The sequence below is a fragment of the Bradyrhizobium sp. CCBAU 051011 genome, from assembly GCF_009930815.1.
Taxonomy (GTDB): domain Bacteria; phylum Pseudomonadota; class Alphaproteobacteria; order Rhizobiales; family Xanthobacteraceae; genus Bradyrhizobium.
The window spans coordinates 7,334,768-7,358,386 of sequence record NZ_CP022222.1; the positions used below are offsets into that span (position 1 = coordinate 7,334,768).

Here is a 23,619-nt window from a genome sequence, read left to right on the forward strand (position 1 = left end):
TTTGATGTACGCTACCGCCAAACAAAGAGCGGCAAGCTCACGGTCACGGGGAGAGAAACGATGAATCTCGGTCGGGCCCTATTCGCATTCACCTTGGCAGCGTCGGCAATCGTGCTCAGCTTGATGGCGGCACCGTCCCGCGCGCAACAGCCGGCGGCGGTCGCGATCGACAATGACGATATCGGCGGCGTGGTGCGCGGACCGAACGGGCCTGAGGCCGGCGTCTGGGTCATCGCCGAAACCAATGAGTTGCCGACGAAGTTCGCCAGGATCGTCGTGACCGACGATCAGGGACGCTACGTGATCCCCGACCTGCCGCCAAACGTGAACTACGCAATCTGGGTCCGTGGCTATGGGCTCGTGGATTCGCCGAAGCTGCGCGCCAAGCCGGGCCAGCAACTCAATCTCACGGCGGTCCCGGCGCCGAACGAAGCGGCTGCGGCGCACTACTACTCGGCGATCTACTGGTACACGATGATGAAGATCCCGCCGGCCAAGGATTTCGGTGGGACGACCGAGATCCCGAAGGAGATCACGCAGGACATCTGGCGCCAGCGGATGAACAATGTCGACTGCATCGGCTGCCACCAACTTGGCCAGGAATCCACGCGCACGATTCCGGGCGCGTTCGGCGAATTCAAGTCCGGCGAAGAAGCCTGGATGCGCCGCGTCGCCTCGGGGCAAACCGGCGAATGGATGGTGAACCGGCTCGCCGGCCAAATGGGCGGCGTGCCGTTCAAATATTTCGGGGACTGGACCGACCGGGTCGCCAAGGGCGACCTGCCGAAATCGAAGCCGCCGCGGCCGGCCGGCATCGAGCGCAACGTCGTCATTTCCTCGTGGGAATGGGCGACCGAAAAACACTTCGTCCACGATCTGATTTCCTCGGACCGGCGCTATCCGACCGTCAACGCCTACGGCCCGCTGTTCGGAGCGAACGAATATTCGTCCGACGACATGCCGATCCTCGATCCCAAGACGCACAAGGTGACGTTCTCGAAGATGCCGGTTGCCGATCCCAATGCGCCGGAATCGTTCGGCCCGCCGCTCCATGCCACGGCTCTGCTCAATCCGGTCAGTCCCTCGGCCTATTGGGGTGACGAGAAGATCTGGAGCCAGCGGACCAACAATCACAACAGCATGTTCGACAAGCAGGGCCGCCTGTGGCTGGCAGCGGCCGTTCGCGGCATCGAAAATCCGGCGTACTGCAAGAAAGGGTCGGACCACCCGTCGGCCAAGGCCTTTCCGCTCGAACGTTCGGGACGGCAGGTGACGGTGTTCGATCCCAAGACCCAGAAGTACAGCTTCGTCGATACCTGCTTCGGCACCCATCACCCGCAATTCGGCTACGATGCCGACGATACGCTATGGGTTTCGGGCACCGGTCCTGTCGCCGGCTGGGTCAACACCAGACTATGGGACGAGACCGGCGATGCCGTCAAAGCGCAGGGCTGGGCGCCATTCGTGCTCGACACCAACGGCAACGGCAAGGTCGACGAATACACCGAACCGGGCAAGCCGGCGGAGGCCGGCAAGGACATGCGGGTCGCTGGTTCGGGCCCCTACGCGGTGATGCCGCATCCGACCGACGGCTCGGTCTGGTACACCGTCAACGTGTTCGTCGGCCAGCCCGGCTTCATGCGCTTCGACCCCAAAACCAAGCTCTCGGAATTTTATGCCATTCCGAAGGAAGGCATCGGCGTTCGCGGCGGCGATATCGACAAGAACGGCGTGCTCTGGGGCTCGGGCTCGAACGGCAGCCTGATCCGCTTCGATCGCAGCAAATGCAAGGCGCCGCTGAACGGACCAGAGGCGACCGGCAACCACTGCCCGGAAGGATTCTCATATTTCAAGTATCCGGGACCCGGCTTCGAGGGCTTCGAGAACTCCAGCGCCGAAGCGAGCTATTACACCTGGGTCGATCACCACAACACGGTCGGCCTCGGCGAAAACATCCCGATCTCCACCGCCAACCTGAATGACGGCTTCGTCGCCTTCAAGGACGGGCAGATGGTGATGCTGCGCATCCCCTATCCGCTCGGCTTTTTCGCCAAGGGCCTCGATGGACGCATCGATGATCCAAACGCTGGCTGGAAAGGCCGCGGTCTCTGGAGTTCGAGCGGCGATCGCACACCCTGGCTGATGGAGGGAGGCAAAGGCTCAAAGCCCCGGGCCGTGCATATTCAGGTGCGTCCCGATCCGCTGGCGAAGTGAGGGAACTAGCGGCTAGCCGAACAGCAGCGCCGCGCCAGCCACCATCAGCGCGCAGCCGATGAACAGAATGGCAGCCCAGCGCATTCTGCGCTGATCATAACGCCCCTGCGCACGACGCTCGGTGATGAGCGCCATCTCGAATTCTTCCGAGGTTGAGAACATGCAACCGAAACCGCCGCGGGCGGAGGCTGCCGCCGCTTCGAGCGACATCAGGGCAGCCTGTGGGTTATGTCTGCGGGGTGAATCCATAGCGCAGATGATATGGACGGAATGGTAAACGGGAGGTTACCGCGCCCATCTTCATCCGGAGATCAATTCAAAAGTATTGAATGAGTCTCCGGACATATCGTGTTGTTCGCGCGCGATGTTTGCGAAAGCTGATAGCGCCCTACTCCAGCTTGATGTTGGCGGCCTCGATGACCTTCTTCCACCGCGCCGTCTCCGACGCGACGTAGGCCGCAAACGGCCCGGAATCGAGCGCGACGGCATCGGCGCCGAGTTCGGCCATCTTCTGCACCGTCTCCGGCTGCTGCATGAACGCCCGGATCTCTGCCGACAGCTTTTCGACGATCGGCTTCGGCGTCGCGGCGGGAACGAAGAAGCCGTGCCAGGCGACCGCCTCGAAGCCGGGCAGATGCTCGGCGACGGTGGGGAGATTCGGATCGAACGATGCGCGCTTGGGCGTTGCGGCGGCGATCAGCGCAAGCTTGCCGTCCTTGGCCTGCGGCAGAAGCAGCGGCACGTTGTCGAAGGCAAGGTCGATCTGTCCGCTGATGAGATCGGTCAGCATCGTGCTCGAGCCCTTGTAGGGCACATGCACCATCTTGGTGCCGGTCATCTGCTGGAACAATTCGCCCGCCAGATGTTGCGACGTGCCGACGCCGGCCGAACCGAACGAGACCTTGTCCGGATTAGCCTTGAGATAGGTGAGCAGATCCGGCAGCGTCCGCGCCTTGATCTTGTCGGGGTTGACGACCAGCACGTTGGGAACCATGCTGATCTGAACGATCGGCTGCAAATCCTTGTCGGGCTGATAGCTGAGCTTCGGACCGTACAGCGACGGGTTGATCGCAAGCGCCGATGTGCTCGCCAGTCCCAGGGTCAGACCATCAGGTGCCGAGCGCGCCAGCCGCGTGACACCGACGATGCTGCCGGCGCCGCCGACATTTTCGACCACGAACGGCTTGCCGAGCTTGGCCTGGAGATGATTGGCGACCATGCGCGCGAAAATATCGGCGGTGCCGCCGGCGGCGAAGGGAACGATCACGCTCACCTGCCTGGAAGGATACGCGTCCTCCGCCTTGGCGGGTGCTGCCGTCAGCAGCATTGCCGACGCAAGAATTAGCCACGTTGATCTCATGGAAGTTTCCTCTGCTTGTTATTGGTTACTGCCGCCCCACCCGTAGCGAGTTGGCTAAAATGCCGTCTCGTACATCTTCAAAATATCGTCGCGGCTCAAATCGCGCGGGTTGTTGTCGAGCAGTCGGCGAATGGCATGCGCCTCGTCCGCCATGACGCCGAGATCGTCCTTGGGCACGCCGAGCGCGGACAGGCGCATCTCGATGCCGAGATCGGCGCAGAATTGATAGGTGGCGTCGAACGCAGCCGCGGGAACGTTGCGTTCCGGCAGGCCGAGCGCATGCAGCACCGCGATCGTCTTTACCGATGTCTCCGGCATATTGAACGCCAGCGTATGCGGAAAGATCACCGCGCAGGCGAGGCCATGCGCCACATGGTGGCGCGTGCCAAGCGGATAGGCTACCGCGTGACCGGCCGTCGTATTCACCGGGCCGAGGCAATAGCCGCCATAGAGCGATGCCAGCGAAAGGCCCGCGCGGGCCTCGCGATCGCTGCCATCGGCCACCGCGCGCCGCAGGTAGCGTCCAACCAGCCGCGCGCCTTCGATCGCGTAGAGGTCGATCGCGGGATGCGCCTTGCGGCTGGTGTAGGCCTCGACGCAATGCGCCAGCGCATCGACGCCGGTTGCCGCGGTAACATCTCGCGGCACGGTCATCGTGAGGTCGGGATCGACGATGGCGATATCGGCCAGCATGAAACGGCTCTGCACGGCGAGCTTGTTGCGGCTCGCCGGATCGGTCACGAGCGCGCGGGTGCCGGCTTCGCTACCGGTCCCGGAGGTGGTCGGAATCTGCATCAGCGCCACGCTGCGGCCCGCGACCTTTTCGGCGCCGACGATGTCGGCGAAGGCCGCTTCACCGGTGCAGAGCACGGCAACCAGCTTGGCGAGATCCATTGCGCTGCCGCCGCCGAAACCGACGATGAGGTCGGGCGCGGCCTCGCGCGCCATCGCCACCGCCTTGTCGAGGTTGGGCAGATCCGGCTCGGGCTTCACGTCGCCGAAAACCTTGACGGATCCGGGCAGCGCCAGTTGATCGACGCGGCGCGCGTTGAAGGGATCCGAAATCACCAGCGGCCGTCGCGCACCAATCCGCTCCGCAAAGCGTGCCGCAGCGGCGATCGTTCCACATCCAAACTCAACGGCAGTGGGACGAAGGATTTCGATCGGCGTGAAGGAATTGGTCATTGGACGTCCGGTTATTGCTTGGAAGATGAGGAAATGCCGCCGGCCAGGCGCTCGGCATAATCGATAGCCTCGATCAGGCTATGCTCGTTGGCGATGCCTTTGCCTGCGATGTCGAAGGCGGTACCGTGATCGACAGAGGTGCGGATGATCGGCAAGCCCAGTGTGATATTGACGCCGGACAGTTCCTGCCAGCGTCCGGTGGCGGGATCGACCTGGAAGCCGAGCAGCTTTACCGGGATGTGCCCCTGGTCGTGATACATCGCGACCGCGGCGTCGAACTGGCCAGCACGAAGCTTGACGAAGATGGTATCGCCGGGCACCGGGCCAACGATGTCGAGACCGTCGGCAACCGCCTTGGCGATGGTCGGCGCCGAGACGTCGATATCCTGCCGGCCGAACAACCCACCCTCGCCGGCATGCGGATTGAGCGCCGCAATGGCGATCTTCGGACGCGCGATGCCGAGCCGCAACAACGCGTCGTTGGTGAGGTCGATCACCTGGCGCAGCCGCTCCGGGGTCAACCGCTTCGGCACATCCTCCAGCGCCACGTGGGTCGAGACATGGCTGACGCGCATGTTGCCATGGGCCAGCAGCATCACCGAGCCGCGCACGCCGGTGAGATGCGCCAGCATCTCGGTGTGCCCGGGATAGTGAAAGCCTGCCTTGTTGAGCGCCTCCTTGTTCAAGGGCGCCGTGACGATGGCCGCGGTCCGGCCGGCCTGTGTCAGCCGTACGCCGTGCTCGACCGCCTTGAACGCAAAGCGTCCGCCATCGGCACTCAGCACGCCCGGCTGGATCGGCGTGCCTTCGGCGTCGGCTTGCAGAAAACAGAGATTGGGCCAATCGCGGTCATCGGCGCTCACCTGCGGAATCGCAACGCTGGCGCCGAGCGCGGCCTTGGCGTCCTCCAGCGCGGTGCCGCTGCCGATGATCAGGAGGCGCAGATCGCCTTTTGCGATCCTGTCCTGCAATCCGATGCAGGCCTTGACGATGATCTCGGGACCGATCCCGGCTGGATCGCCCATGGTGATCGCAAGATGGCGAGAGGTCATGTCGGTTTCCCTGTGCTGAGCAATTGATTGTCATGGAGCAGATCGCGCCATAACTCCCTTGTACCAAACGCTCCGGATTTGGAGATCAAGTCAACGCCGGCCCAGCGGCCGCCCTGCAGGGTCGAGCGCGGCAGCCCCGGCACGAGGCGGCCCGTGACCTGCAACGCCTGCGCACCGAGCGCTACACATAGCGCCTTCAAGGTCTCGCCACCGGCAACGATCAGCGTGCCGGGCGGATCGACTGTTGCGATCAGCGTGGTCATTTCGTGCGCGATCCGCCGTGCGGCCTCGGCGCGCGACAGGCCTTCGGCAAGCGAAAACTTCACCAGCGCCACGCCGTCATCGGCAAGCTTGCGCTGCACCCGCGCCGCACCTCCGGCCTCCCCCTCGGCAAGGGCGATGGTGGCCTCACCGCACGCCTCAAGCTGGGATGCGGTGACGATCTGATCGGAGCCAAACAATCCGAGCACCGGCTTCTTCAAACGCCGAGACACGCCGGCGTCGCGGCCGCGTGCCAGGGCACCGGCCAATCCGCCGCTCCCACACCACAGCACGGGCGCGGCCAGGCTTCGTCCCATCTCGACGACGCGGTCGAGATCGCGGTCGCTCTCCGCGTCGAAGACCTGAACACCGCCGTGCGACAGCGTGTCGGACCGGCCCCGCCGGGCGTCGATGTTTTCCGCTTTCAGCCGCGCCAGAAGGTTCGCGCCGACCGGATACCAGTCGCCTTCCGGCGTGCGTGCGAATTGCTGGCCGTCGCAAGTGCGGCGCCCCTGGTACTCGAAGGCCGGCGCAACAACGCAGGAGGCCCAATGACCGCTGCGCAGGCAGGCGCCGAGTTCGGCGGCCCATGCGCCGCGCAACAGGCTATCGACCTTCTTGTAGGCGATCGTGCCTTCGCCAAGCAGCGGCGCCAGCCGTCCGACGATCTCGACGCTCTCTGCCGTTGCGAGCTCGCGCGTTCCGCTATCGATCGCAAGACTTCGCGGCGTGGTCGTCGGGAGCGCCTCCGGCCAGATCACGTCGAACGGTCCGCACAGCCCAACGAACTCGGCCGCGGTGTCGAGCGCACCGGTGAGGTCGTCGGCAAGAAGGCGGACGCTCGTCATTGTCATGCCGCTCCGCTGTTGGTCACACCGCGCTCGCTCGTGAAGATCTTGTCCGGATTCATCAGGCCATTTGGGTCGAGCAGTTGCTTGATGCCACGCATCAGCTCGATATCGAGCGGATCGGCCGCGCGCGCGAGCCGGGCGCGATTGGTGATGCCGATGCCGTGCTCGGCGCTGATGGCGCCACCCTGCGCTGCGGTTTCGTCGTCGACGATCTCGTTGATCTCGGCCACCAGTGCCGCCGTCGCCGCGGGGTCACTACAGCGATCGCGGTCGATCAGGGCGATCACGTGAATATTGCCGTCGCCGATATGGCCGTGCATCACCACGCGCGCATGGGGAACGGCCGCGTTGATCCTGGCCTCGACCTTGGTGACGAACGCCGCCTGCCGCTCCAGCGGAACCACACTGTCATGCGACACCACATAGCCGCTGCGCTTGTTGCCCTCGGACACGCTGTGCCGCACCGCCCAGATCGCCTTCGCCTGGGCGAGGCTCGAGGCCAGCACGGCATCTTCAGCCAGCCCCGCATCCATCGCGTCCGACAGCACGGTGGCCAACGGCTCGTTGAGGTCGATCCCGGCCAGCGTGTCGGTCAGTTCGACGATCAGATACCACGGCGTCGTAAGGTCGAAGGGAATGGTGACATGGGGCACGGTCGCGGCGATCGCCTCGATCTGGCTGCGCGACATGATTTCGAGGCTGCCAAGCCGGTCGCCGACCGCGCCGCGCAGGCGCTGCATGATCTGCAGGGCCTGCTCGACGCTTTGCAGCTTGAGCAGCGCCAAAGCCGAACTGCGCGGCGGCGCGAACAGTTTCAGCACCGCCGCGGTGACGATACCGAGCGTGCCCTCCGCGCCGATGAAAAGCTGCTTGAGCGCGTACCCCGTGTTGTCCTTGCGTAGCGCGCGCAGGCCGTTGAAGATGCGTCCGTCCGGCAGCACGACTTCGAGCCCGAGCACCAGATCGCGCATCGGTCCGTAGCGCAGGACGGCCGTGCCTCCCGCATTCGTCGAGATGTTGCCGCCGATCTGGCAGGAGCCCTCAGCGCCGAGGCTCAGCGGAAAATAGCGATCCGCGGCCGTAGCCGCGGCCTGTACCTCGGCGAGGATGCAGCCGGCCTCCACCGTGATGGTATTGGCGAGCGGACTGACATGGCGCACGCGCCGCATGCGGTCGAGCCGGATCACCACGTTGCACGCGCCGTCATTCGGCGTGGCGGCGCCGCACATGCCGGTATTGCCGCCCTGCGGGACGATCGAGAGCCGCTTGTCGGCACAATAGCGGACGATGGAAGCAACCTCGGCGGTCGAGCCGGGCTTGACGACCGCGACGGCGCGGCCGCGATAGCGTCCGCGCCAGTCCACCACATAGGGCTCCTGATCGGACGCGGAATCGATGACGTAATTGTCACCGACGATGTCAGCCAATCCAGCAAGCGCATCCTGGAAGGATTTGGACATCGGATCGCCTCGTCGCCGGCGTCGCGTTAGGCGACCGCCGCGGCATTCGCGCCGGCGTTCGCAAGCAGCTCTTTCAGATACGAGGCCGGCAGAGACTCCAGCGGCGGCCGCAGGCGCTGCCATCCGGGATGGCCGGTGCGCTCCGCGACCAGCGCCTTTAGCGATGCCATCTGCGAAAAGCGTGAGACGAGTTCGCGCGCCTTCACGATGCGCGCCTGTGCCGCCGCGAGGTCGGCGTCATCGTCGCCCTTGCCAAAATGCCGATAGACATGGGCGAGGTCGCGCGCGACGAGGTTGGAGGTCGCGGTGATGCACCCCGCGCCCCCCTTGCGCAGCAGCGGCAGGAGCAGCGGATCCGCGCCGGTCAGCACCGAAAAGCCCGGAAAGCGCTCGACCATCGCGGTCATGTTGGCGAAGTCGCCGGAGGAATCCTTGATGCCGACGAAGGTCGCCGGATAGGCCGCGCGCAGCCGCTCGATCAGCGCGTGCGAGATCGGCTGCATCGACATCTGGGGAATATGGTAGAGCACGATCTTGAGCCGCGCATCGCCAAGCCGCTGCACGACTTCGCTGTAGGACGCGTAGACGCCGTCGTCGGTGACGCCCCTGTAGTAGAAGGGCGGCAGCATCACCACGGTATCGACGCCGACCGAGAGCGCGTGGCGCGTTAACGCCACCGTATCGCTGAGCGCCGCGACGCCTGTTCCGGGCAGCAGCCGGTTCGACGCGATGCCGTCGCGTACGACGGCCTCGAGCAGCGCCGTGCGTTCGGCGACCGAGAAGGAGTTGGCCTCGCCGGTGGTACCAAGCAGCGCGATGCCGTCGCAGCCCTCGCTCAGGAGATAGCGGCAATGCGCGACAAAGCGCGCATGATCGGGGGCGAGCTCGGCGTCGAGCGGCGTCAGTGCGGCACAGAACACGCCATGAGGATGCAGGGGTATCGACAAAGTTCCTCCAATCGCCCGAATCTCATTGTTCGGAATGCGAACATTTGTTATATTTGCAGCACTCTCCTAGAACCGGACCGGCGTTGACGTCAAGGCCCGCCGGCCGGCGTTCTTGCAAGCGGGCATTGACGAAATGGCGAAGACCTCTAGGCGCGCGCCGACTACCGCGCCGAAAAATCCCAAGAACTACGTCGCATCCGTCGGCAAGGCGTTTGCAGTGCTGCAGAGTTTTTCCAGCGACGCCTTCGAACTGACGCTCAGCGAGATTGCCGCGCGCGCCGATCTCGATCGCGGAACGGCATTCCGACTGATCCAGACGCTGACGGAGCTCGGGTATCTGCAACCCGTTCCGCAGAGCCGCCGCTTCCGGCTCGGCGTCGCCTGTCTCGATCTCGGCTACACGGTATTGTCAGGCGGAACGCTGCGCGCTTTGGCAGAGCCGCTGCTGCGCGACCTCGTGCCGTCAGTGAGCGACGCAGCCTCGCTCGGCGCGCTCGACGGAGGCGACGTGATCTACCTCGCTCGCGTCGGCACCGGGCTCGACCGGCACAAGATGGATCGCCGTCCCGGCGCGCGCATTCCGGCTTACAGCGCAGCCCTCGGCCATATCCTGCTGGCGCATCTGCCGCGGGATGAGCAAATCCGCCGGCTGGAATTGCGGCCACGCATCAAATTGTCGGAGCGGACCCTGACGGATCTCGATGCCCTGCTCGAGCGGCTCGACCTGGTCAGACGACAGGGCTACGCGATCTCCGATGGCGAAAACGCTTACGGTCTGCGGACGCTGGCAGCGCCGATCTTCGATGCACAAGGTTCGGTGACTGCGGGATTGAGCGTCACCGTGGATGCAACGCGCATGGAGATGGCGGCATTCCGCGACCAGGCCCTGCCCTCACTGACACGTGTCGCGGCCGTCGTGCAGGACCTCGCGATCAAGGCCGGCCTGTCGAACTAGCGGCGAGTTCCTTCTGTCCGCGAGCGCCCTTTGCTAGGTCGCGGGTACCTGCCGTGCGGAAGCCGCGCGACCGGCGCTCTTGCGCCGCCACTTCTCTAGCGACAGCGGCAATTCTTCCGCGGCCTCGACCCGGTTACGGCCGGTGCGTTTGGCCTGATAGAGCGCGGTGTCGGCTGCCGCCAGCAGCACCTCGAGCTCGGTGCCCGCCGGGCCGCCGGCGACACCGATGCTGACGGTGGTGACGACCGGGCCTTCCTCGCAGACGATGTTGGACGCCTCGAACGCCTCGCGCACCCGCTCGGCCACGATCACGCCCTCCTCCAGCGGACACGCCAGCAGCGCCGCAAACTCCTCGCCGCCGATGCGCCCCGACAGGTCGCTGATGCGCAAATTGCTGACCACGACGGTGGAGAACAATTTGAGGATTTCGTCGCCGGCGGGATGGCCGAAGCGGTCATTGATGCTCTTGAAATGGTCGATGTCGAAAATCATCACCGTCACCGGCCGCCCCGCTGCGGCCTCGCGCTCGATCACGCGGTTGCAGGCTTCCGTAAAGCCGCGGCGGTTCAACATGCCGCTCAAGGGATCGACCGAAGCCGCGGTCTTGTGCACCGTCACGGCGCGGTCCGATACCAGCATGAAGATCACGAACACGGTGCCGATCGCATACAGGATCAGTTCGATCGAGAATGCCGTCACCCAAATGCTGCCGGTGAAGGTCTCGTCATGCGGGCGCAGCAGGCTGCCGAGCAGGATCGGCAGCATCAGCACGCAACCATGCACCACCGGCACGGCAATCGACGGCCAGCGCGTCTGCATCGTCCGGCGTCGCTCGTTCCACAATTCGGATGCCGTCAGCGCGGCATAAATCGCGACGATCGATGCTCCGACGATCAACCGCATGGCTGGGTTCAACGACGGCAAGGCCAGCATCGTGCCGACCCAGGCGACCGCGCCAAGCACGAGCCCCAATAGATTGGGCTTGCGGCCGTGGAATACGCGCGAGGCGTTCCAGACCATGCCGCAGGCCATGAAGCCGACCGCGTGCAGCGCCAGCAACAGCGGCTCGCCGAGCGCAGCGCCGCCGATAGTCCAGATCGCTACCGAAGCCGCGCCAAGCAAATAGGCCGACCCCCACCACTTCAAGGCCGGAATGTTGTCCTGCTTGCCGAACAGCACCAGCATGGCCCCGAGCATGCCGGCAACCATCGTGGCAAATAAATATAGCGTTGAAGTATCGAACGACATGGGCTCACCCGAACGCGTGTGATGCTACTTGTTCGGCGCACACTGAAATGCAATTTCGCGCCATCGCATCATCGACACTAGGCGGGCCGTGTTCCATTTTCGTGAGTGCGGGTAAGCAAGTTTTCACGAAAATCCGTGGTAACCCATCACTAAATAGTAAGCAAAAAGGGCGCCGATCGGCGCCCTCTTTCGTCTGGTGAATGCAGCAATCCGCTGCAAATTTTAGCGAAGCAATTAGCGCTTCGAGAACTGGAACGACTTGCGCGCCTTCGCCCGGCCGTATTTCTTGCGCTCCACGGTGCGGGAGTCGCGGGTCAGGAAGCCGCCCTTCTTCAGCACGCCGCGCAGATCCGGCTCGAAGTTGGTCAAAGCCTTCGAGATGCCGTGACGCACGGCACCCGCCTGGCCCGACAGACCGCCGCCGGCGACGGTGCAGATCACGTCGTACTGGCCGGAGCGCGCCGCCGCGACCAGCGGCTGCTGGATCAGCATGCGCAGAACCGGGCGGGCGAAATAGACTTCGACCTCGCGGGTGTTGACCGTGATCTTGCCGGCACCCGGCTTGATCCAGACGCGGGCGACCGCGTCCTTGCGCTTGCCGGTGGCATAGGCGCGGCCGTACTTGTCGACCTTCTTGACGTATTTCGGCGCTTCCGGAGACGCCGTCTTCAGCGACGCCAACTGGTCGAGCGACTGCATGGTATCCGACATCTTATGCGGCCCTCATGTTCTTGCGGTTCATCGAAGCGATATCAACCTTCTCGGGCTGCTGGGCTTCATGCGGATGTTCGGCGCCGGGATAGACGCGCAGATTGCCCATCTGCACGCGGCCGAGCGGACCGCGCGGAATCATGCGCTCGATGGCCTTCTCGACCACGCGCTCGGGGAAACGACCCTCGAGGATCGACTTCGCGGTGCGCTCCTTGATGCCGCCGATGAAGCCGGTGTGCTTGTAGTAGACCTTGTTGTCGCGCTTGCGACCGGTCAGCACGACATGCGCCGCATTGATGATGATGACATTGTCGCCGCAATCGACATGCGGGGTGTAGGTGGGCAGATGTTTGCCGCGCAGGCGCATCGCGACCAGGGTCGCGAGCCGGCCGACTACCAGACCCTTGGCGTCGATCAGGACCCACTTCTTGGTCACCTCGGCGGGCTTTGCCGAATAGGTTTTCATGTGAGGAAATCCGTGAAAATGGAAATCGGCGCCAGATGCGCCGAACTGGCGGGTTTCTAGAGAACGACGTGCCGTCCGTCAACGCCGAAGCGCACAAAATAATGAAGTAAAAGCAATTACTTATAAATATGGTGTGATAATACCGCTAAAAACCCTACGTATTTGGAATGGAGTAGGTCGCCGTCACATGGGCGATCGGATCGGGCGACGAGCCCGACAGCAGGTTGACCTCGCCGACCGCCAGGCGCTTCCCGAGCTTCAAAAGCCGGGCCGCAGCCAGCACGTCTTGCCCCGGCAGCCCCTTGCGCAGGAAATTGATGTTGAGATTGGTCGTCACCGCCAGCCCCACCGGGCCGATCGCCGAAAGCAGCACCACATACATCGCGAAATCGGCCATCGCCATCAGCGTCGGCCCCGACACCGTACCGCCCGGCCGCAGCATGCGATCGTCATAGCGCCTCCGCAGCAGACAGGTCTCGCCGTCGGCGCTCTCGATGGTGATGTCGCCGTCGCTGAAGGCTTGCGGAAATTCCTCGCGGAGGAACTTCTCCAGCTCAGCCACGCTCATTTTCGCTGCCGCCATGCCACCCCTGCCCTCGATTATGAGTGCCTGTTACATTAGGTTGTCAGCAAAGCCCAAAGGAAAATAGTCGGAGTGGAAACCCCGGAATGCCCGCCCAGACTGCCCGCGCACCCACGCCGCAACCTCCGATCCTGCTGCAGGAAAATATCGGCAGCATCCGCCTGCTCACCCTCAACCGGCCGGCCGCGCGCAACAGCCTGTCGGAGGGCCTGATCGCCGAGTTGCACGGCGCGCTGAAGGAAATTCACGACGACAACAGCGTCCGCGCCGTCGTTATCGCGGCCAACGGCCCGGCCTTCTCCGCGGGCCACGACATGAAAGAACTGACCGCGCGCCGAAGCGATGCCGATCGCGGTCGCGCCTATTTCGGGCAGATCATGAACGCCTGCAGCGCGATGATGCAGGCCGTCGTGCTTCTGCCGAAGCCGGTGGTCGCTGCCGTGCAGGGCATTGCGACCGCCGCGGGCTGCCAGCTCGTAGCGAGCTGCGATCTCGCTGTTGCTTCCGAAGCCGCGGGCTTCGCCACCCCCGGCGTCGATATCGGTCTGTTCTGCTCGACGCCGATGGTGGCGCTGTCGCGCAACATCCCGCGCAAGCAGGCGATGGAGATGCTGCTCACGGGCGAGCCGATCTCGGCCGCGACGGCGAAGAATATCGGCCTGGTCAACCGCGTGGTCGCCGCCGGGACCGAGCGCGACGCGGCGATCGCGCTGGCGCAGAAGGTCGCGCTTAAGTCCGCCTATACCGTCAAGCTCGGCAAGGAGGCGTTCTATCGCCAGGCCGAAATGAGCCTCGCCGACGCCTATCGCTATGCGGCCGAGGTGATGACCGAGAACATGATGGCACGCGACGCCGAGGAAGGCATCGGCGCCTTCATCGAGAAACGCGAGCCGAAATGGCAGGATAAGTGACGACGCAGAGCGTCGTCATTCGGGATGGTCCGAAGGACCAGACCCGGAATCTCGAGATTCCGGGTTCGCGCTACGCGCGCCCCGGAATGACTGTGCAGGATTGAAATGAACCACGACAACTACGACGACAACTACATCCGCGGCATCCTCAACGGCGTGAAGTCGATCGCGATGGTCGGCGCCTCGCCGGTCAATGTTCGGCCGAGCTACTTCGCCTTCAAATATCTGGCGCAGCGCGGCTATGACATGATTCCGGTCAATCCCGGCCATGTCGGCAAGAGCTTGCTCGGAAAACCCTTCGTCGCCTCGCTGTCGGATATCGGCCGCCCGGTCGACATGATCGACATCTTCCGCAGCTCCAGCCACATCATGCCCGTCGTCGACGAGGCCCTGACCTTGTCTCCGCCACCGAAAGTGATCTGGATGCAGCTCGGCGCGCGCGACGACGCGGCTGCCGCCAAAGCCGAGGCCGCCGGCCTCAAGGTGGTGATGAACCGCTGCCCGAAGATCGAGTACGGGCGGTTGTCGTCGGAAATTTCATGGATGGGAGTGAATTCCCGCACGCTGAGCTCGAAACGCGCGCCGATTCCGACGCAAGGTATGCGCCTGTCGCTGGATCGCATGAGCGTCGGTGGCGGAGCGACAGCAGCATCGGATCGCGCCGCAAAGAACAAAAACGAGCCGACGTGAAGCAATCCGAAACGATTATTTCGAAGATCCGACCTGACGAAGCAGGCCCGTTTTCAATCCGCCGCATGTGAACCCCTCGCCTTGACGGCGCGCGCGGCTACGATCAGCATCCCCCACGCATTTCGAGCAAGCCAAAGAACAGGACGTAAAGAATGACCGACCGTCTCCCGGGATTTTCGACCCTTGCCGTGCACGCCGGCGCGCAGCCCGACCCCACCACCGGCGCCCGGGTGACGCCGATCTATCAAACCACGTCCTTTGTGTTCAACGACGCCGACCATGCCGCCTCGCTGTTCGGGCTACAGGCGTTCGGCAATATCTATACCCGCATCGGCAACCCGACCACGGCGGTGCTGGAAGAGCGAATTGCGGCGCTGGAAGGCGGCACCGCGGCGCTGGCGGTCGCCTCGGGACACGCCGCGCAGGTCGTCGTGCTGCAACAGCTATTGATGCCGGGCGACGAGTTCATCGCCGCGCGAAAACTCTATGGCGGCTCGATCAACCAGTTCAACCATGCGTTCAAGAGCTTTGGCTGGAACGTGGCGTGGGCTGACCCCGACGATATCGGCAGTTTCGAGCGCGCGGTGACGCCGCGCACCAAGGCGATCTTCATCGAATCGATCGCCAACCCCGCCGGCAGCATCACCGACATCGAGGCGATCGCCGAGGTGGCGCGCAAGGCCGGCGTGCCGCTGATCGTCGACAACACGCTGGCGACGCCGTATCTGATCCGCCCAATCGATCATGGCGCCGACATCGTCGTGCACTCGCTGACGAAATTTCTGGGCGGCCACGGCAATTCGCTCGGCGGCATCATCGTCGATGCCGGCACCTTCGACTGGTCGAAGGATAACAAGTATCCGATGTTGAACGAGCCGCGCCCGGAATATCACGGCATCCGTATCCAGGAGACGTTTGGCAATTTTGCCTTCGCGATTGCCTGCCGCGTGCTGGGCTTGCGCGACCTCGGCCCGGCGCTGTCGCCGTTCAACGCCTTCATGATCCTGACCGGGATCGAGACGCTGCCGCTGCGCATGCAGAAGCATTGCGAGAACGCCAAGGCGGTCGCGGAATTTCTTGCCGGTCATCCCGCGGTGGCGTCGGTGAACTATTCGGGCCTCGCCAGCGACAAGTACAACAAGCTCGCGCGCAAATACGCGCCGAAGGGCGCCGGTGCGGTGTTCACCTTCAGCCTGAGGGGCGGCTACGACGCCGGCGTCAACCTGGTGTCGAACCTGAAACTGTTCTCGCACCTGGCAAATGTCGGCGACACCCGGTCGCTGGTGATTCACCCGGCATCGACCACGCACAGCCAACTCGACGACGAAGCCAAGGTGAGATCCGGCGCCGCACCCGATGTCGTGCGCCTGTCGATCGGCATCGAGGACAAGGAAGACCTGATCGCGGATCTGGAGCAGGCGCTAAGCGCGTGATGGTTGCGGCGGCACGGAAGTGTCAGCAGAAAAACTCGTCATGCCCGGGCTTGTCCCGGGCATCCACGTCTTGGAAGCCGCCAAGGAAGGCGTGGATGGCCGAAACAAGCCCGGCCATGACGGCGAACCTTCGAAATCACAAGCCTCTCGCTAACGCTCATTCCGGCATAGAGTGACGCTGAGCCGCCCTCGATGATTCGGAGCCAACGATGCTGCGCTGGATGACACCATTTCTGTTCGCGATTTTCGCGATCGGAACCGCTGCGGCCGCCGAAAGCCCCGGAGCGATGAAGCCCACCGATGGCCCAGCCGCAGCAAAGCCTGCCGACAGCCCTGACGTCGCCAAGCCCGCCGCCGACAGCCCGGCCGCGGCGAAGCGCGCCAAGGGCACCCCGGCCGCCAAGAGCGCCACGGTCCGCGCCGCTAGCAATCTGCCGCCGGGCTTGCCGCGCGCGCATTACAATTACCGCACCACGATTGCCCCGCCAGCAGCCCCTCTTTATGTGCGGCGCGGCCGCACCTTGGTGGTCGAAGAAGAGGTGTTGGTGCCGACCGGCATCAAGGCCTATGCGCCGCGCATCTTCGGCACACCGCTGCTGCCAGGCTCATCAACACTGCCCGGCTATTACGGGACCAGCCATTCCTACAGCTATGACGGCCCCTATTACGGCGGCCCCTATGAGCCGTATTGGAACCGCTTGCCATATGCTTGCGGCGTGTACGGATATTGCTAAACGCGCATCAGCCAATAACGGAGACGGACAACCGACGTGGCAGGGGCACCGCGGAAAGTAAGCAAGACAGGCGCGGCCAATGCGATCACGGCGGACTTGGTCGCGGTTCTCGTCGCCGTCACGGACGGCGAGCCGAAGATCATGACCATCGCCAACGGCGGTGCGCTGCCGAGCGGCCCGTTCGAATTTGCGCACCGCTCGCTGCAGACGGGATTACGGGCGTGGGTCGAGGCGCAGACCGGCCATCCGCTCGGCTATGTCGAGCAGCTCTACACTTTCGCCGATCGCGGGCGAGGCGGCCATGAGAAGTCGCTGCATTCGATCTCGATCAGCTATCTGGGGCTAACCCGCGAAGACAAGGTCGGTCAGGGTTTTCAGGCGCATTGGTCCGGCTGGTACGAATATTGTCCGTGGGAGGACCAGCGGGCCGGCCTCCCCGCTTCGCTGGCGAAGACATTGGCATCGCGGCTGCGGGCGTGGGCAAAATCCGCCGAGACTACGGCCCTGCAGCGCGAACGCTGGCAGCGCGCCGCGATTACCTTCGGCCTCGACGAGCGCGACTGGAATGAGGAACTGGTGCTGCAGCGCTATGAGTTGCTCTATGAAGCCGGCCTGATTCCAGAAGCGGCGCGCGACCGCCGCAACGCTTCAGCGGTCATTCCCGGCCGCCCGATGACCGGAGATCATCGCCGCATTCTCGCCACCGGGATCGCGCGGCTGCGCGCCAAGATCAAATACCGTCCCGTGGTGTTCGAGCTGATGCCGGCGGAATTCACCCTGCTGCAATTGCAACGCAGCGTTGAGGCGCTTGCAGGCCGCCTGGTGCACAAGCAGAATTTTCGTCGCCTGATCGAGCAGCAACAACTCGTTCAGGAAACTGGCGCAATCGCCGCCGACACCGTCGGCCGTCCCGCCAAATTATTCCGGTTCCGCCATGGCGTGCTGGCGGAACGGGCAGTCGTCGGAACCAAGCTCCCGCTATCGCGCACTTGACTTCGATTATGCTCAGGATAAGTATAAGCCAGGATATACTCAAGGAGAGTATAAATGGTCAGCTTCAGCTCCCCCGCGCTCGCGCGCGTCTCGCCGCTTTACGACCGGATCAAACGGATCATCCCGCCGCCTGAATGGGCGGTTTTTGCCGAGGATGTCGACGCCATTCTCGACCTGAAGCGAAGCCGCAACGCCGTTATCCTCGCGCATAATTACCAGACGCCTGAAATCTTCCACGGTGTCGCCGACATCGTCGGCGACAGCCTGCTGCTGGCGCGCGAAGCCACCAAGGTCGATGCCGACGTCATCGTGCTGGCCGGCGTGCACTTCATGGCCGAGACTGCCAAGCTGCTGAACCCGGAAAAGACCGTGCTGATCCCCGACCTCGCGGCGGGCTGTTCGCTGGCAGACTCCATCACCGCGCAGGACGTGCGGCTGATGCGGCAGCGCTATCCCGGCGTCCCCGTCGTCACCTATGTCAACACGTCGGTGGCGGTGAAAGCGGAATCCGATATCTGCTGCACCTCCGGCAACGCGCTCAAGGTCGTGGAGTCGCTCGGCGTCGAACGCGTCATCATGCTGCCGGATGAATATCTGGCGCAGAACATTGCCGCGCAGACGAACGTGAAGATCATCGCATGGAAGGGCCATTGCGAGGTGCACGAGCTGTTCACGGCGTCCGACGTCCGGCAACTGCGGGAGAATCACCCTGATGTGACCATCCTGGCGCATCCGGAGTGCCCGCCCGAAGTGGTCGCGGAAGCCGATTTCTCCGGCTCTACGGCGGCGATGTCCGATTTCGTCGGCAAGCAGCGGCCGCCCCGCGTGGTGCTGCTGACGGAATGCTCGATGAGCGACAACGTCGCGGTGCTCCACCCCGATGTGGAGTTCATCCGGCCCTGCAATCTCTGCCCGCACATGAAGCGGATCACGCTGAAGAACATCCGCCACGCGCTGGAGAGTGGTCAGCACGAAGTGACGATCGATCCCGCGATCGCTGCGCCGGCCCGGCGCGCGGTGGAAAGGATGCTGGCGATATGAGCATGGATATCTCAGCGCTCGCCGGCCGTCCCGTCATCATCGGCGGCGGGGCCGCCGGGTTGATGACGGCGCTGCAGACGGCGCCCGAGCCTGTGGTGCTGTTGTCAAAGGCACCGCTGGGCGCCGAAGCCTCCAGTCTGTGGGCGCAAGGCGGATTGGCCGCCGCGATGGGCGGAGACGATGCACCTGCCCTGCATCTCGGCGACACGCTGGCGGCAGGCGCAGGTCTCTGCGACGAAGCCATTGCAAGCCGGATCGTCCACGCGGCCCCCGCGGCAGTCGAACACCTCGCCAGACTTGGCGTCGCCTTCGACCGCCGACCCGATGGCGAATGGCGGTTGGGCCTGGAGGCCGCGCACAGCCGCAACCGGATCGTGCACGCCACCGGCGACGGCACCGGGCGCGAGATCATGCGGGCGCTAATTTCAGCCGTGCGCCGCTGCCCGTCCATCAGTCTCCTTGAGGGAGCCGAGGCGCGGAGCCTGATCGTCGAGGACAATGCCATCAAGGGCGTCGTTGCGGTGAACGCACAGGGGCCGTTGACTATCATTACCGGCCGCGTCGTGATCGCGACGGGCGGAATCGGTGGGCTGTTTTTGGATAGTACCAACCCGGCCGGTTGCTTCGGCCAGGGGCTTGCGCTGGCGGCACGCGCGGGCGCAAAACTCTCCGATCTCGAATTCGTCCAGTTTCACCCGACCGCCTTCGACGGCCCGTCGCGTCCGATGCCGCTGGTGACCGAGGCCGTGCGCGGCGACGGCGCGATCCTGATCGACGATACCGGACAGCGCTTCATGGCGGACCAGCCAGGTGCCGAACTCGCGCCCCGCGACATCGTCGCCCGCGCAGTCTGGCGCCGCCGCGCCGAGGGACATCGCGTCTTTCTCGACGCGCGCAAACATCCCGGACAGGAATTTGCAAAACGCTATCCCGTCATCTCCGCGTTCTGCAAGATGGCCGGGATCGATCCCGCGACCGATCCGATCCCGGTGAGGCCAGCGGTGCACTACCACATGGGCGGTATCGCCGTGGATATCGAGGGCCGCAGCACCATGACCGGTCTCTGGGCCTGCGGCGAAGTCAGCCGCACCGGGCTGCACGGCGCCAACCGGCTCGCCAGCAACTCGCTGATGGAAGCGATTGTCTGCGCACAATGGGTCGCCGAGAGCGTACGGGCTGCAAGCTGTGGCCCGCTCAAGGCACGCACCGCCGACACACCTCCGCCCGCATCCGATCCGTCGGCTGTGCGGCCGATCCTGTCGCAAGGTCTCGGTGTGCTCCGTGACCGGCACGGCATCGAACGCGCAATCCGCGGCCTCTATCCGCTCGCCAACGGCAGAAGTGCAGCTTCCGATCCCGCCCTGGTCGGATTGATGATCGCAGTCGCGGCCTGGCGGCGCGAGGAAAGCCGCGGCGGGCATTTTCGCAACGACTTCCCCGATGCCCTGCCTTCGGCCGTGCCTTCATCCATCTCGCTCGTGGAAGCGCTCGATGCCGCCCGCGACATCATTGAAACCGGATCCCTGTCTGTCGGGAGTGCCCAGCCGTGACCCTCACGCCCCTTCTGCCGCTCATGTACGAGCCGCTGGTTCGAACCGCCCTACTCGAAGATCTCGGACGCGCAGGAGATATCACGGCCGATGCAATTGTCCCGGCCGACAGGCGCGCCTCGCTGGTGTTACGCGCGCGCCAGCCCGGCGTCGTGGCAGGGCTCGACATCGCGCGCTGTGCATTTCAATTCGTCAATCCCGCAATCCAGCTCGCTGCGGAGCGGCCTGACGGCAGCGTGGTGGCGCCGGGCGATGTGATCGCCGCCATCGAGGGCCCGGCACGCGGGCTATTGACCGGCGAGCGGACGGCCCTGAATTTTCTCTGCCATCTCAGCGGCGTCGCGACCGCGACGGCCTCGCTGGTATCGGCAGCGCAAGGCACCAAGGCGCGCATCGTCTGCACCCGCAAGACCACGCCCGGATTGCGCACGCTGGAAAAATACGCCGTCCGCGCCGGTGGCGGCAGCAATCACCGCTTCGGCCTCGACGACGCCATTCTGATCAAGGACAACCACATCGCGCTGGCCGGTGACGTCAGAACCGCGATCGAGCGCGCAAAGGCGCATGCCGGCCACCTTGTCAAGATCGAGGTCGAGGTCGATACCCTGTCGCAGCTCGAACAGGCCCTTGCGATTGGCGTGGACGCCGTGCTGCTCGACAACATGACGGTCGAGGAATTGCGGAAGGCGGTGGCGATGACCGGCGGCCGGGCCATCACTGAAGCCTCCGGCCGCATCACGGTCGAGACCGCCAGGGCGATCGCCGCGACCGGCGTCGACCTGATTTCGGCAGGCTGGCTGACGCACAGCTCCGCCGCGCTCGATATCGGGCTCGACTATCTCGAACTCAATCGGCAGGCAGCTTAGCTATCGGCGGGCTATTCGGCCGCCCGCATCGCGGCCTTGTCCTCGCGCATCAGGCGGCTGTTGCGCTGGAACACCGAATAGGTGGCGAAGACAAACAGGATCACCAGTCCCTGGATCGACAGCGCCTCCATGGACGGATTGAGGCCGATCGCGGTCAGGAACGCCGAGCCCTTGACTTCGGTGACCGTGATGATCGCCTGTTCCTGGAATTCCTGCACCGCCTCGCCGATGAACTTGATCGCCATCACGAACAGGAACGCCGAGGTGATGATGAACAGCGGCCGCAGCGGCAGCTTTCGCGCAATCAGGTTGATGAAATAGAATAGCACTGCAAGGCCCGCCGTCGCGGCGGCAAGGCCGGCGAACAGCCCCGCGCTCCAGCCGCCTTCGGTCGTCGCGAGTGCGTTGATGAACAGCACGGTTTCGGCGCCCTCGCGGAACACCGCGAGGAAGGCCAGCGCGCCGATCGCCCATACCGTGTCCTGCGACAGCGCCTGGTCCGCCTTCTGGGCGAGATATTCCTGCCAGCCGCGCGGATCCTGCTTCACCATCAGCCAGCCGCTGACATAGAGCATCAGGCCGGCGGCGAAGAGAATGATGACGCCTTCGAGAACGTCACTGTGATCGCCCGAATTCAGCACCGCGAACAGCCAGGCGGCGATGAAGCTGGCGCCTACGGCCGCGAGCGCGCCGCCATACAGCGCCTTAATGCGATGACCGGCGCCGGCTTTAGTCAGATAGCCGGCGAGTGCTGCGATCACCAGCATGGCTTCGAGCCCCTCGCGGAGCAGGATGACGGCGGCCTGGACGAATGCTGATGACATGGAACGGGATCCGTTTTTTGTTTCGTTTTATCGTCCAGACCATCCAAGTAAAGCGGCCGGGCCCCACACAAAAGCGTCAGGGCGCGAGAAAGCCCCGCAAATTGAGCACTTCCGAAAAGTGCGGCAGATTAGAATCGCTCAATTTCAGCCGGGCTGCCCGAGCGGTAGCACCAGTTTCCGCTGGTCGGACTCGGTACGGCGCGCAACCAGACGCTCGGTCTGCAGGACGGCGAGCGTCAGCACCACGATCGCGACCGCCTGATGCCCCAGCGCCAGGTCGATCGGCACCTGATGCAGCAGCGTGAGGATGCCGAGCACAGCTTGCAGCATGATCGCCGCGACCAGCGACCAGGCGCCGCCAATGATGGCCGCTCCGGCGCGCGAGCGAACCGCGTCAACCGCATGCCACAGCGCCAGTGCCAGCAGCGCATAGGCCGTCATGCGATGTTCGAACTGCACGGTGAGTGTGTTGTCGAACAGATTGCGCCACCACGGCTCCTCGAACCAAAGCCGCGCCGCCGACGGAATGAACGCGCCGTCGATCTCTGGCCAGGTGTTGTACACCCTGCCCGCCCGCAGCCCCGCGACCAGTGCGCCCAAATAAAGCTGGACGAACGTCACGGCGAGCAAGGCCACCCCGGAGACCTTCAGCCGCATGGGGAAAGCGGGCTGCGGACGCGAGGTCATCCGCCGCAGCGTCCAGACGATCGACGCGAAGATGATCAGCGCCAGCACCAGATGCGTCGCCAGACGATACTGCGAGACCTCGGTCCGCTGCGAGAGGCCCGACGCGACCATCCACCAGCCGACCGCGCCCTGCAGCGCGCCCAGGCCGAAGATCAGCCACAGCCGCTTTTTCAATTCGGCGCTGAACACGCCGCGCCAGAGGAAGTACAGGAACGGCAGCAGGTAGACCACGCCGATCACGCGCCCGAGCAGGCGGTGGCTCCACTCCCACCAGAAGATGGTCTTGAACTCCGCAAGGCTCATGCCGGCGTTGAGCTCGCGGTATTGCGGGATGGCCTTGTAGCCTTCAAACGCCTGCGCCCATTGCGCCTCGTTAAGCGGCGGCAGCGTGCCGGTAACCGGCTTCCACTCGACGATCGACAATCCGGATTCGGTCAGCCGCGTGGCGCCGCCGACCAGCACCATGATGGCGATCAGCGCGGCGACCACGATCAGCCACCATCTGACGGCGGTGGCATGCGCGGCCTGCGGTGTGGAACTAGCGGTCATAAAACCCGTCTTAAAGCTCGTCCTAAAGGCCGTCCTGGCTTGCCCCGA

At 64.4% G+C, this 23,619-nt stretch carries 23 protein-coding genes; 10 read left to right on the plus strand and 13 right to left on the minus strand.

Translation table 11 applies throughout. The annotated features are described in order from the left end of the window. Window positions 1-60: 60 nt before the first annotated feature. Window positions 61-2,214, plus strand: coding sequence for a carboxypeptidase-like regulatory domain-containing protein (locus ACH79_RS34615; RefSeq protein WP_202639099.1), 2,154 nt, complete (start codon window positions 61-63; stop codon window positions 2,212-2,214). Between the two features lie 12 nt (window positions 2,215-2,226). On the opposite strand, the gene ACH79_RS34620 is transcribed toward ACH79_RS34615, so the two are convergent. From ACH79_RS34620 to ACH79_RS34650, 7 genes are all read right to left on the minus strand, one after another. After that, a complete protein-coding gene (locus tag ACH79_RS34620) occupies window positions 2,227-2,463 on the minus strand; it encodes a hypothetical protein (protein WP_161854949.1) in 237 nt (78 codons plus the stop codon). Window positions 2,464-2,602: 139 nt separating this feature from the next. After that, window positions 2,603-3,574, minus strand: coding sequence for a tripartite tricarboxylate transporter substrate binding protein (locus ACH79_RS34625; protein WP_161854950.1), 972 nt, complete (start codon window positions 3,572-3,574; stop codon window positions 2,603-2,605). Between the two features lie 54 nt (window positions 3,575-3,628). Next, window positions 3,629-4,759, minus strand: a complete 1,131-nt coding sequence (locus ACH79_RS34630; protein WP_161854951.1) for an iron-containing alcohol dehydrogenase — start codon at window positions 4,757-4,759, stop codon at window positions 3,629-3,631. A gap of 11 nt (window positions 4,760-4,770) precedes the next feature. Continuing rightward, the gene (gene pdxA, locus ACH79_RS34635) at window positions 4,771-5,811 is read right to left on the minus strand and encodes a 4-hydroxythreonine-4-phosphate dehydrogenase PdxA (RefSeq protein WP_161854952.1); all 1,041 of its coding nucleotides are present in this window, start codon (window positions 5,809-5,811) and stop codon (window positions 4,771-4,773) included. Beyond that, window positions 5,808-6,920, minus strand: coding sequence for a four-carbon acid sugar kinase family protein (locus ACH79_RS34640; protein ID WP_161854953.1), 1,113 nt, complete (start codon window positions 6,918-6,920; stop codon window positions 5,808-5,810). The genes pdxA and ACH79_RS34640 overlap by 4 nt, the downstream gene beginning before the upstream one ends. 2 nt (window positions 6,921-6,922) lie before the next feature. Continuing rightward, a complete protein-coding gene (locus tag ACH79_RS34645; RefSeq protein WP_161854954.1) occupies window positions 6,923-8,383 on the minus strand; it encodes an FAD-binding oxidoreductase in 1,461 nt (486 codons plus the stop codon). A 26-nt stretch (window positions 8,384-8,409) separates the two neighbouring features. Next, entirely contained in the window at window positions 8,410-9,330 is a 921-nt protein-coding gene (locus tag ACH79_RS34650; protein ID WP_246738247.1) for a dihydrodipicolinate synthase family protein, read from the minus strand. Window positions 9,331-9,463: 133 nt separating this feature from the next. On the opposite strand from ACH79_RS34650, the gene ACH79_RS34655 reads away from it, so the two are divergent. After that, the gene (locus ACH79_RS34655) at window positions 9,464-10,285 is read left to right on the plus strand and encodes an IclR family transcriptional regulator (RefSeq protein WP_161854955.1); all 822 of its coding nucleotides are present in this window, start codon (window positions 9,464-9,466) and stop codon (window positions 10,283-10,285) included. A gap of 33 nt (window positions 10,286-10,318) precedes the next feature. Here ACH79_RS34655 and ACH79_RS34660 read toward each other — a convergent pair whose 3' ends face one another. From ACH79_RS34660 to ACH79_RS34675, 4 genes are all read right to left on the minus strand, one after another. Further along, entirely contained in the window at window positions 10,319-11,533 is a 1,215-nt protein-coding gene (locus ACH79_RS34660; RefSeq protein WP_161854956.1) for a diguanylate cyclase, read from the minus strand. 234 nt (window positions 11,534-11,767) lie between these two features. Next, window positions 11,768-12,244, minus strand: coding sequence for a 30S ribosomal protein S9 (gene rpsI / locus ACH79_RS34665; protein WP_161854957.1), 477 nt, complete (start codon window positions 12,242-12,244; stop codon window positions 11,768-11,770). 1 nt (window position 12,245) lies between these two features. Then, window positions 12,246-12,710, minus strand: coding sequence for a 50S ribosomal protein L13 (rplM, locus tag ACH79_RS34670; RefSeq protein ID WP_057839142.1), 465 nt, complete (start codon window positions 12,708-12,710; stop codon window positions 12,246-12,248). Window positions 12,711-12,864: 154 nt separating this feature from the next. Further along, complete coding sequence (locus ACH79_RS34675; protein ID WP_161854958.1) at window positions 12,865-13,293, minus strand: PaaI family thioesterase; 429 nt, start codon at window positions 13,291-13,293, stop codon at window positions 12,865-12,867. 86 nt (window positions 13,294-13,379) lie between these two features. Here ACH79_RS34675 and ACH79_RS34680 point away from each other — a divergent pair, with 86 nt between their 5' ends. The 8 genes from ACH79_RS34680 (at window position 13,380) to nadC (ending at window position 21,511) form a co-directional block, all read left to right on the plus strand. Continuing rightward, window positions 13,380-14,204 (plus strand): enoyl-CoA hydratase, encoded by an 825-nt coding sequence (locus tag ACH79_RS34680; protein WP_161854959.1) that lies wholly within the window; start codon window positions 13,380-13,382, stop codon window positions 14,202-14,204. Between the two features lie 105 nt (window positions 14,205-14,309). After that, window positions 14,310-14,894: a CoA-binding protein gene (locus tag ACH79_RS34685; protein ID WP_161854960.1), complete on the plus strand. Its 585-nt coding sequence runs from the start codon at window positions 14,310-14,312 to the stop codon at window positions 14,892-14,894. 152 nt (window positions 14,895-15,046) lie between these two features. Then, on the plus strand, window positions 15,047-16,327 hold the full coding sequence (locus ACH79_RS34690) for an O-acetylhomoserine aminocarboxypropyltransferase (protein ID WP_161854961.1): 1,281 nt from the start codon (window positions 15,047-15,049) through the stop codon (window positions 16,325-16,327). 209 nt (window positions 16,328-16,536) lie between these two features. Beyond that, complete coding sequence (locus tag ACH79_RS34695; protein WP_161854962.1) at window positions 16,537-17,061, plus strand: hypothetical protein; 525 nt, start codon at window positions 16,537-16,539, stop codon at window positions 17,059-17,061. Between the two features lie 36 nt (window positions 17,062-17,097). After that, complete coding sequence (locus ACH79_RS34700; RefSeq protein WP_161854963.1) at window positions 17,098-18,054, plus strand: hypothetical protein; 957 nt, start codon at window positions 17,098-17,100, stop codon at window positions 18,052-18,054. Window positions 18,055-18,108: 54 nt separating this feature from the next. Then, window positions 18,109-19,095 (plus strand): quinolinate synthase NadA, encoded by a 987-nt coding sequence (gene nadA / locus ACH79_RS34705; RefSeq protein WP_161854964.1) that lies wholly within the window; start codon window positions 18,109-18,111, stop codon window positions 19,093-19,095. Next, window positions 19,092-20,645 carry an L-aspartate oxidase gene (locus tag ACH79_RS34710; protein ID WP_161854965.1) on the plus strand — a complete coding sequence of 518 codons (1,554 nt, stop codon included), beginning with the start codon at window positions 19,092-19,094 and terminating at the stop codon, window positions 20,643-20,645. The genes nadA and ACH79_RS34710 overlap by 4 nt, the downstream gene beginning before the upstream one ends. Beyond that, window positions 20,642-21,511, plus strand: a complete 870-nt coding sequence (gene nadC / locus ACH79_RS34715) for a carboxylating nicotinate-nucleotide diphosphorylase (protein WP_161854966.1) — start codon at window positions 20,642-20,644, stop codon at window positions 21,509-21,511. Before ACH79_RS34710 ends, nadC begins: the two co-directional genes overlap by 4 nt. A gap of 11 nt (window positions 21,512-21,522) precedes the next feature. Here nadC and ACH79_RS34720 read toward each other — a convergent pair whose 3' ends face one another. Continuing rightward, entirely contained in the window at window positions 21,523-22,335 is an 813-nt protein-coding gene (locus tag ACH79_RS34720) for an FTR1 family protein (protein ID WP_161854967.1), read from the minus strand. Between the two features lie 144 nt (window positions 22,336-22,479). Beyond that, on the minus strand, window positions 22,480-23,571 hold the full coding sequence (locus ACH79_RS34725; protein WP_161854968.1) for a COX15/CtaA family protein: 1,092 nt from the start codon (window positions 23,569-23,571) through the stop codon (window positions 22,480-22,482). Window positions 23,572-23,619: the final 48 nt, after the last annotated feature.

What these genes read in the sequence shown, in the direction of transcription:
- ACH79_RS34710 (WP_161854965.1), top strand. Translation starts at nt 19,092, where the DNA reads ATGAGCATGGATATCTCAGCGCTCGCCGGCCGTCCCGTCATCATCGGC.
- ACH79_RS34720 (WP_161854967.1), bottom strand. Translation starts at nt 22,335, where the DNA reads ATGTCATCAGCATTCGTCCAGGCCGCCGTCATCCTGCTCCGCGAGGGG.
- ACH79_RS34630 (WP_161854951.1), bottom strand. Translation starts at nt 4,759, where the DNA reads ATGACCAATTCCTTCACGCCGATCGAAATCCTTCGTCCCACTGCCGTT.
- ACH79_RS34675 (WP_161854958.1), bottom strand. Translation starts at nt 13,293, where the DNA reads ATGGCGGCAGCGAAAATGAGCGTGGCTGAGCTGGAGAAGTTCCTCCGC.
- ACH79_RS34690 (WP_161854961.1), top strand. Translation starts at nt 15,047, where the DNA reads ATGACCGACCGTCTCCCGGGATTTTCGACCCTTGCCGTGCACGCCGGC.
- rpsI (WP_161854957.1), bottom strand. Translation starts at nt 12,244, where the DNA reads ATGTCGGATACCATGCAGTCGCTCGACCAGTTGGCGTCGCTGAAGACG.
- ACH79_RS34660 (WP_161854956.1), bottom strand. Translation starts at nt 11,533, where the DNA reads ATGTCGTTCGATACTTCAACGCTATATTTATTTGCCACGATGGTTGCC.
- ACH79_RS34725 (WP_161854968.1), bottom strand. Translation starts at nt 23,571, where the DNA reads ATGACCGCTAGTTCCACACCGCAGGCCGCGCATGCCACCGCCGTCAGA.
- ACH79_RS34655 (WP_161854955.1), top strand. Translation starts at nt 9,464, where the DNA reads ATGGCGAAGACCTCTAGGCGCGCGCCGACTACCGCGCCGAAAAATCCC.
- ACH79_RS34625 (WP_161854950.1), bottom strand. Translation starts at nt 3,574, where the DNA reads ATGAGATCAACGTGGCTAATTCTTGCGTCGGCAATGCTGCTGACGGCA.
- ACH79_RS34680 (WP_161854959.1), top strand. Translation starts at nt 13,380, where the DNA reads ATGCCCGCCCAGACTGCCCGCGCACCCACGCCGCAACCTCCGATCCTG.
- ACH79_RS34640 (WP_161854953.1), bottom strand. Translation starts at nt 6,920, where the DNA reads ATGACGAGCGTCCGCCTTCTTGCCGACGACCTCACCGGTGCGCTCGAC.
- nadA (WP_161854964.1), top strand. Translation starts at nt 18,109, where the DNA reads ATGGTCAGCTTCAGCTCCCCCGCGCTCGCGCGCGTCTCGCCGCTTTAC.
- rplM (WP_057839142.1), bottom strand. Translation starts at nt 12,710, where the DNA reads ATGAAAACCTATTCGGCAAAGCCCGCCGAGGTGACCAAGAAGTGGGTC.
- ACH79_RS34645 (WP_161854954.1), bottom strand. Translation starts at nt 8,383, where the DNA reads ATGTCCAAATCCTTCCAGGATGCGCTTGCTGGATTGGCTGACATCGTC.
- ACH79_RS34695 (WP_161854962.1), top strand. Translation starts at nt 16,537, where the DNA reads ATGCTGCGCTGGATGACACCATTTCTGTTCGCGATTTTCGCGATCGGA.
- ACH79_RS34615 (WP_202639099.1), top strand. Translation starts at nt 61, where the DNA reads ATGAATCTCGGTCGGGCCCTATTCGCATTCACCTTGGCAGCGTCGGCA.
- ACH79_RS34620 (WP_161854949.1), bottom strand. Translation starts at nt 2,463, where the DNA reads ATGGATTCACCCCGCAGACATAACCCACAGGCTGCCCTGATGTCGCTC.
- pdxA (WP_161854952.1), bottom strand. Translation starts at nt 5,811, where the DNA reads ATGACCTCTCGCCATCTTGCGATCACCATGGGCGATCCAGCCGGGATC.
- ACH79_RS34685 (WP_161854960.1), top strand. Translation starts at nt 14,310, where the DNA reads ATGAACCACGACAACTACGACGACAACTACATCCGCGGCATCCTCAAC.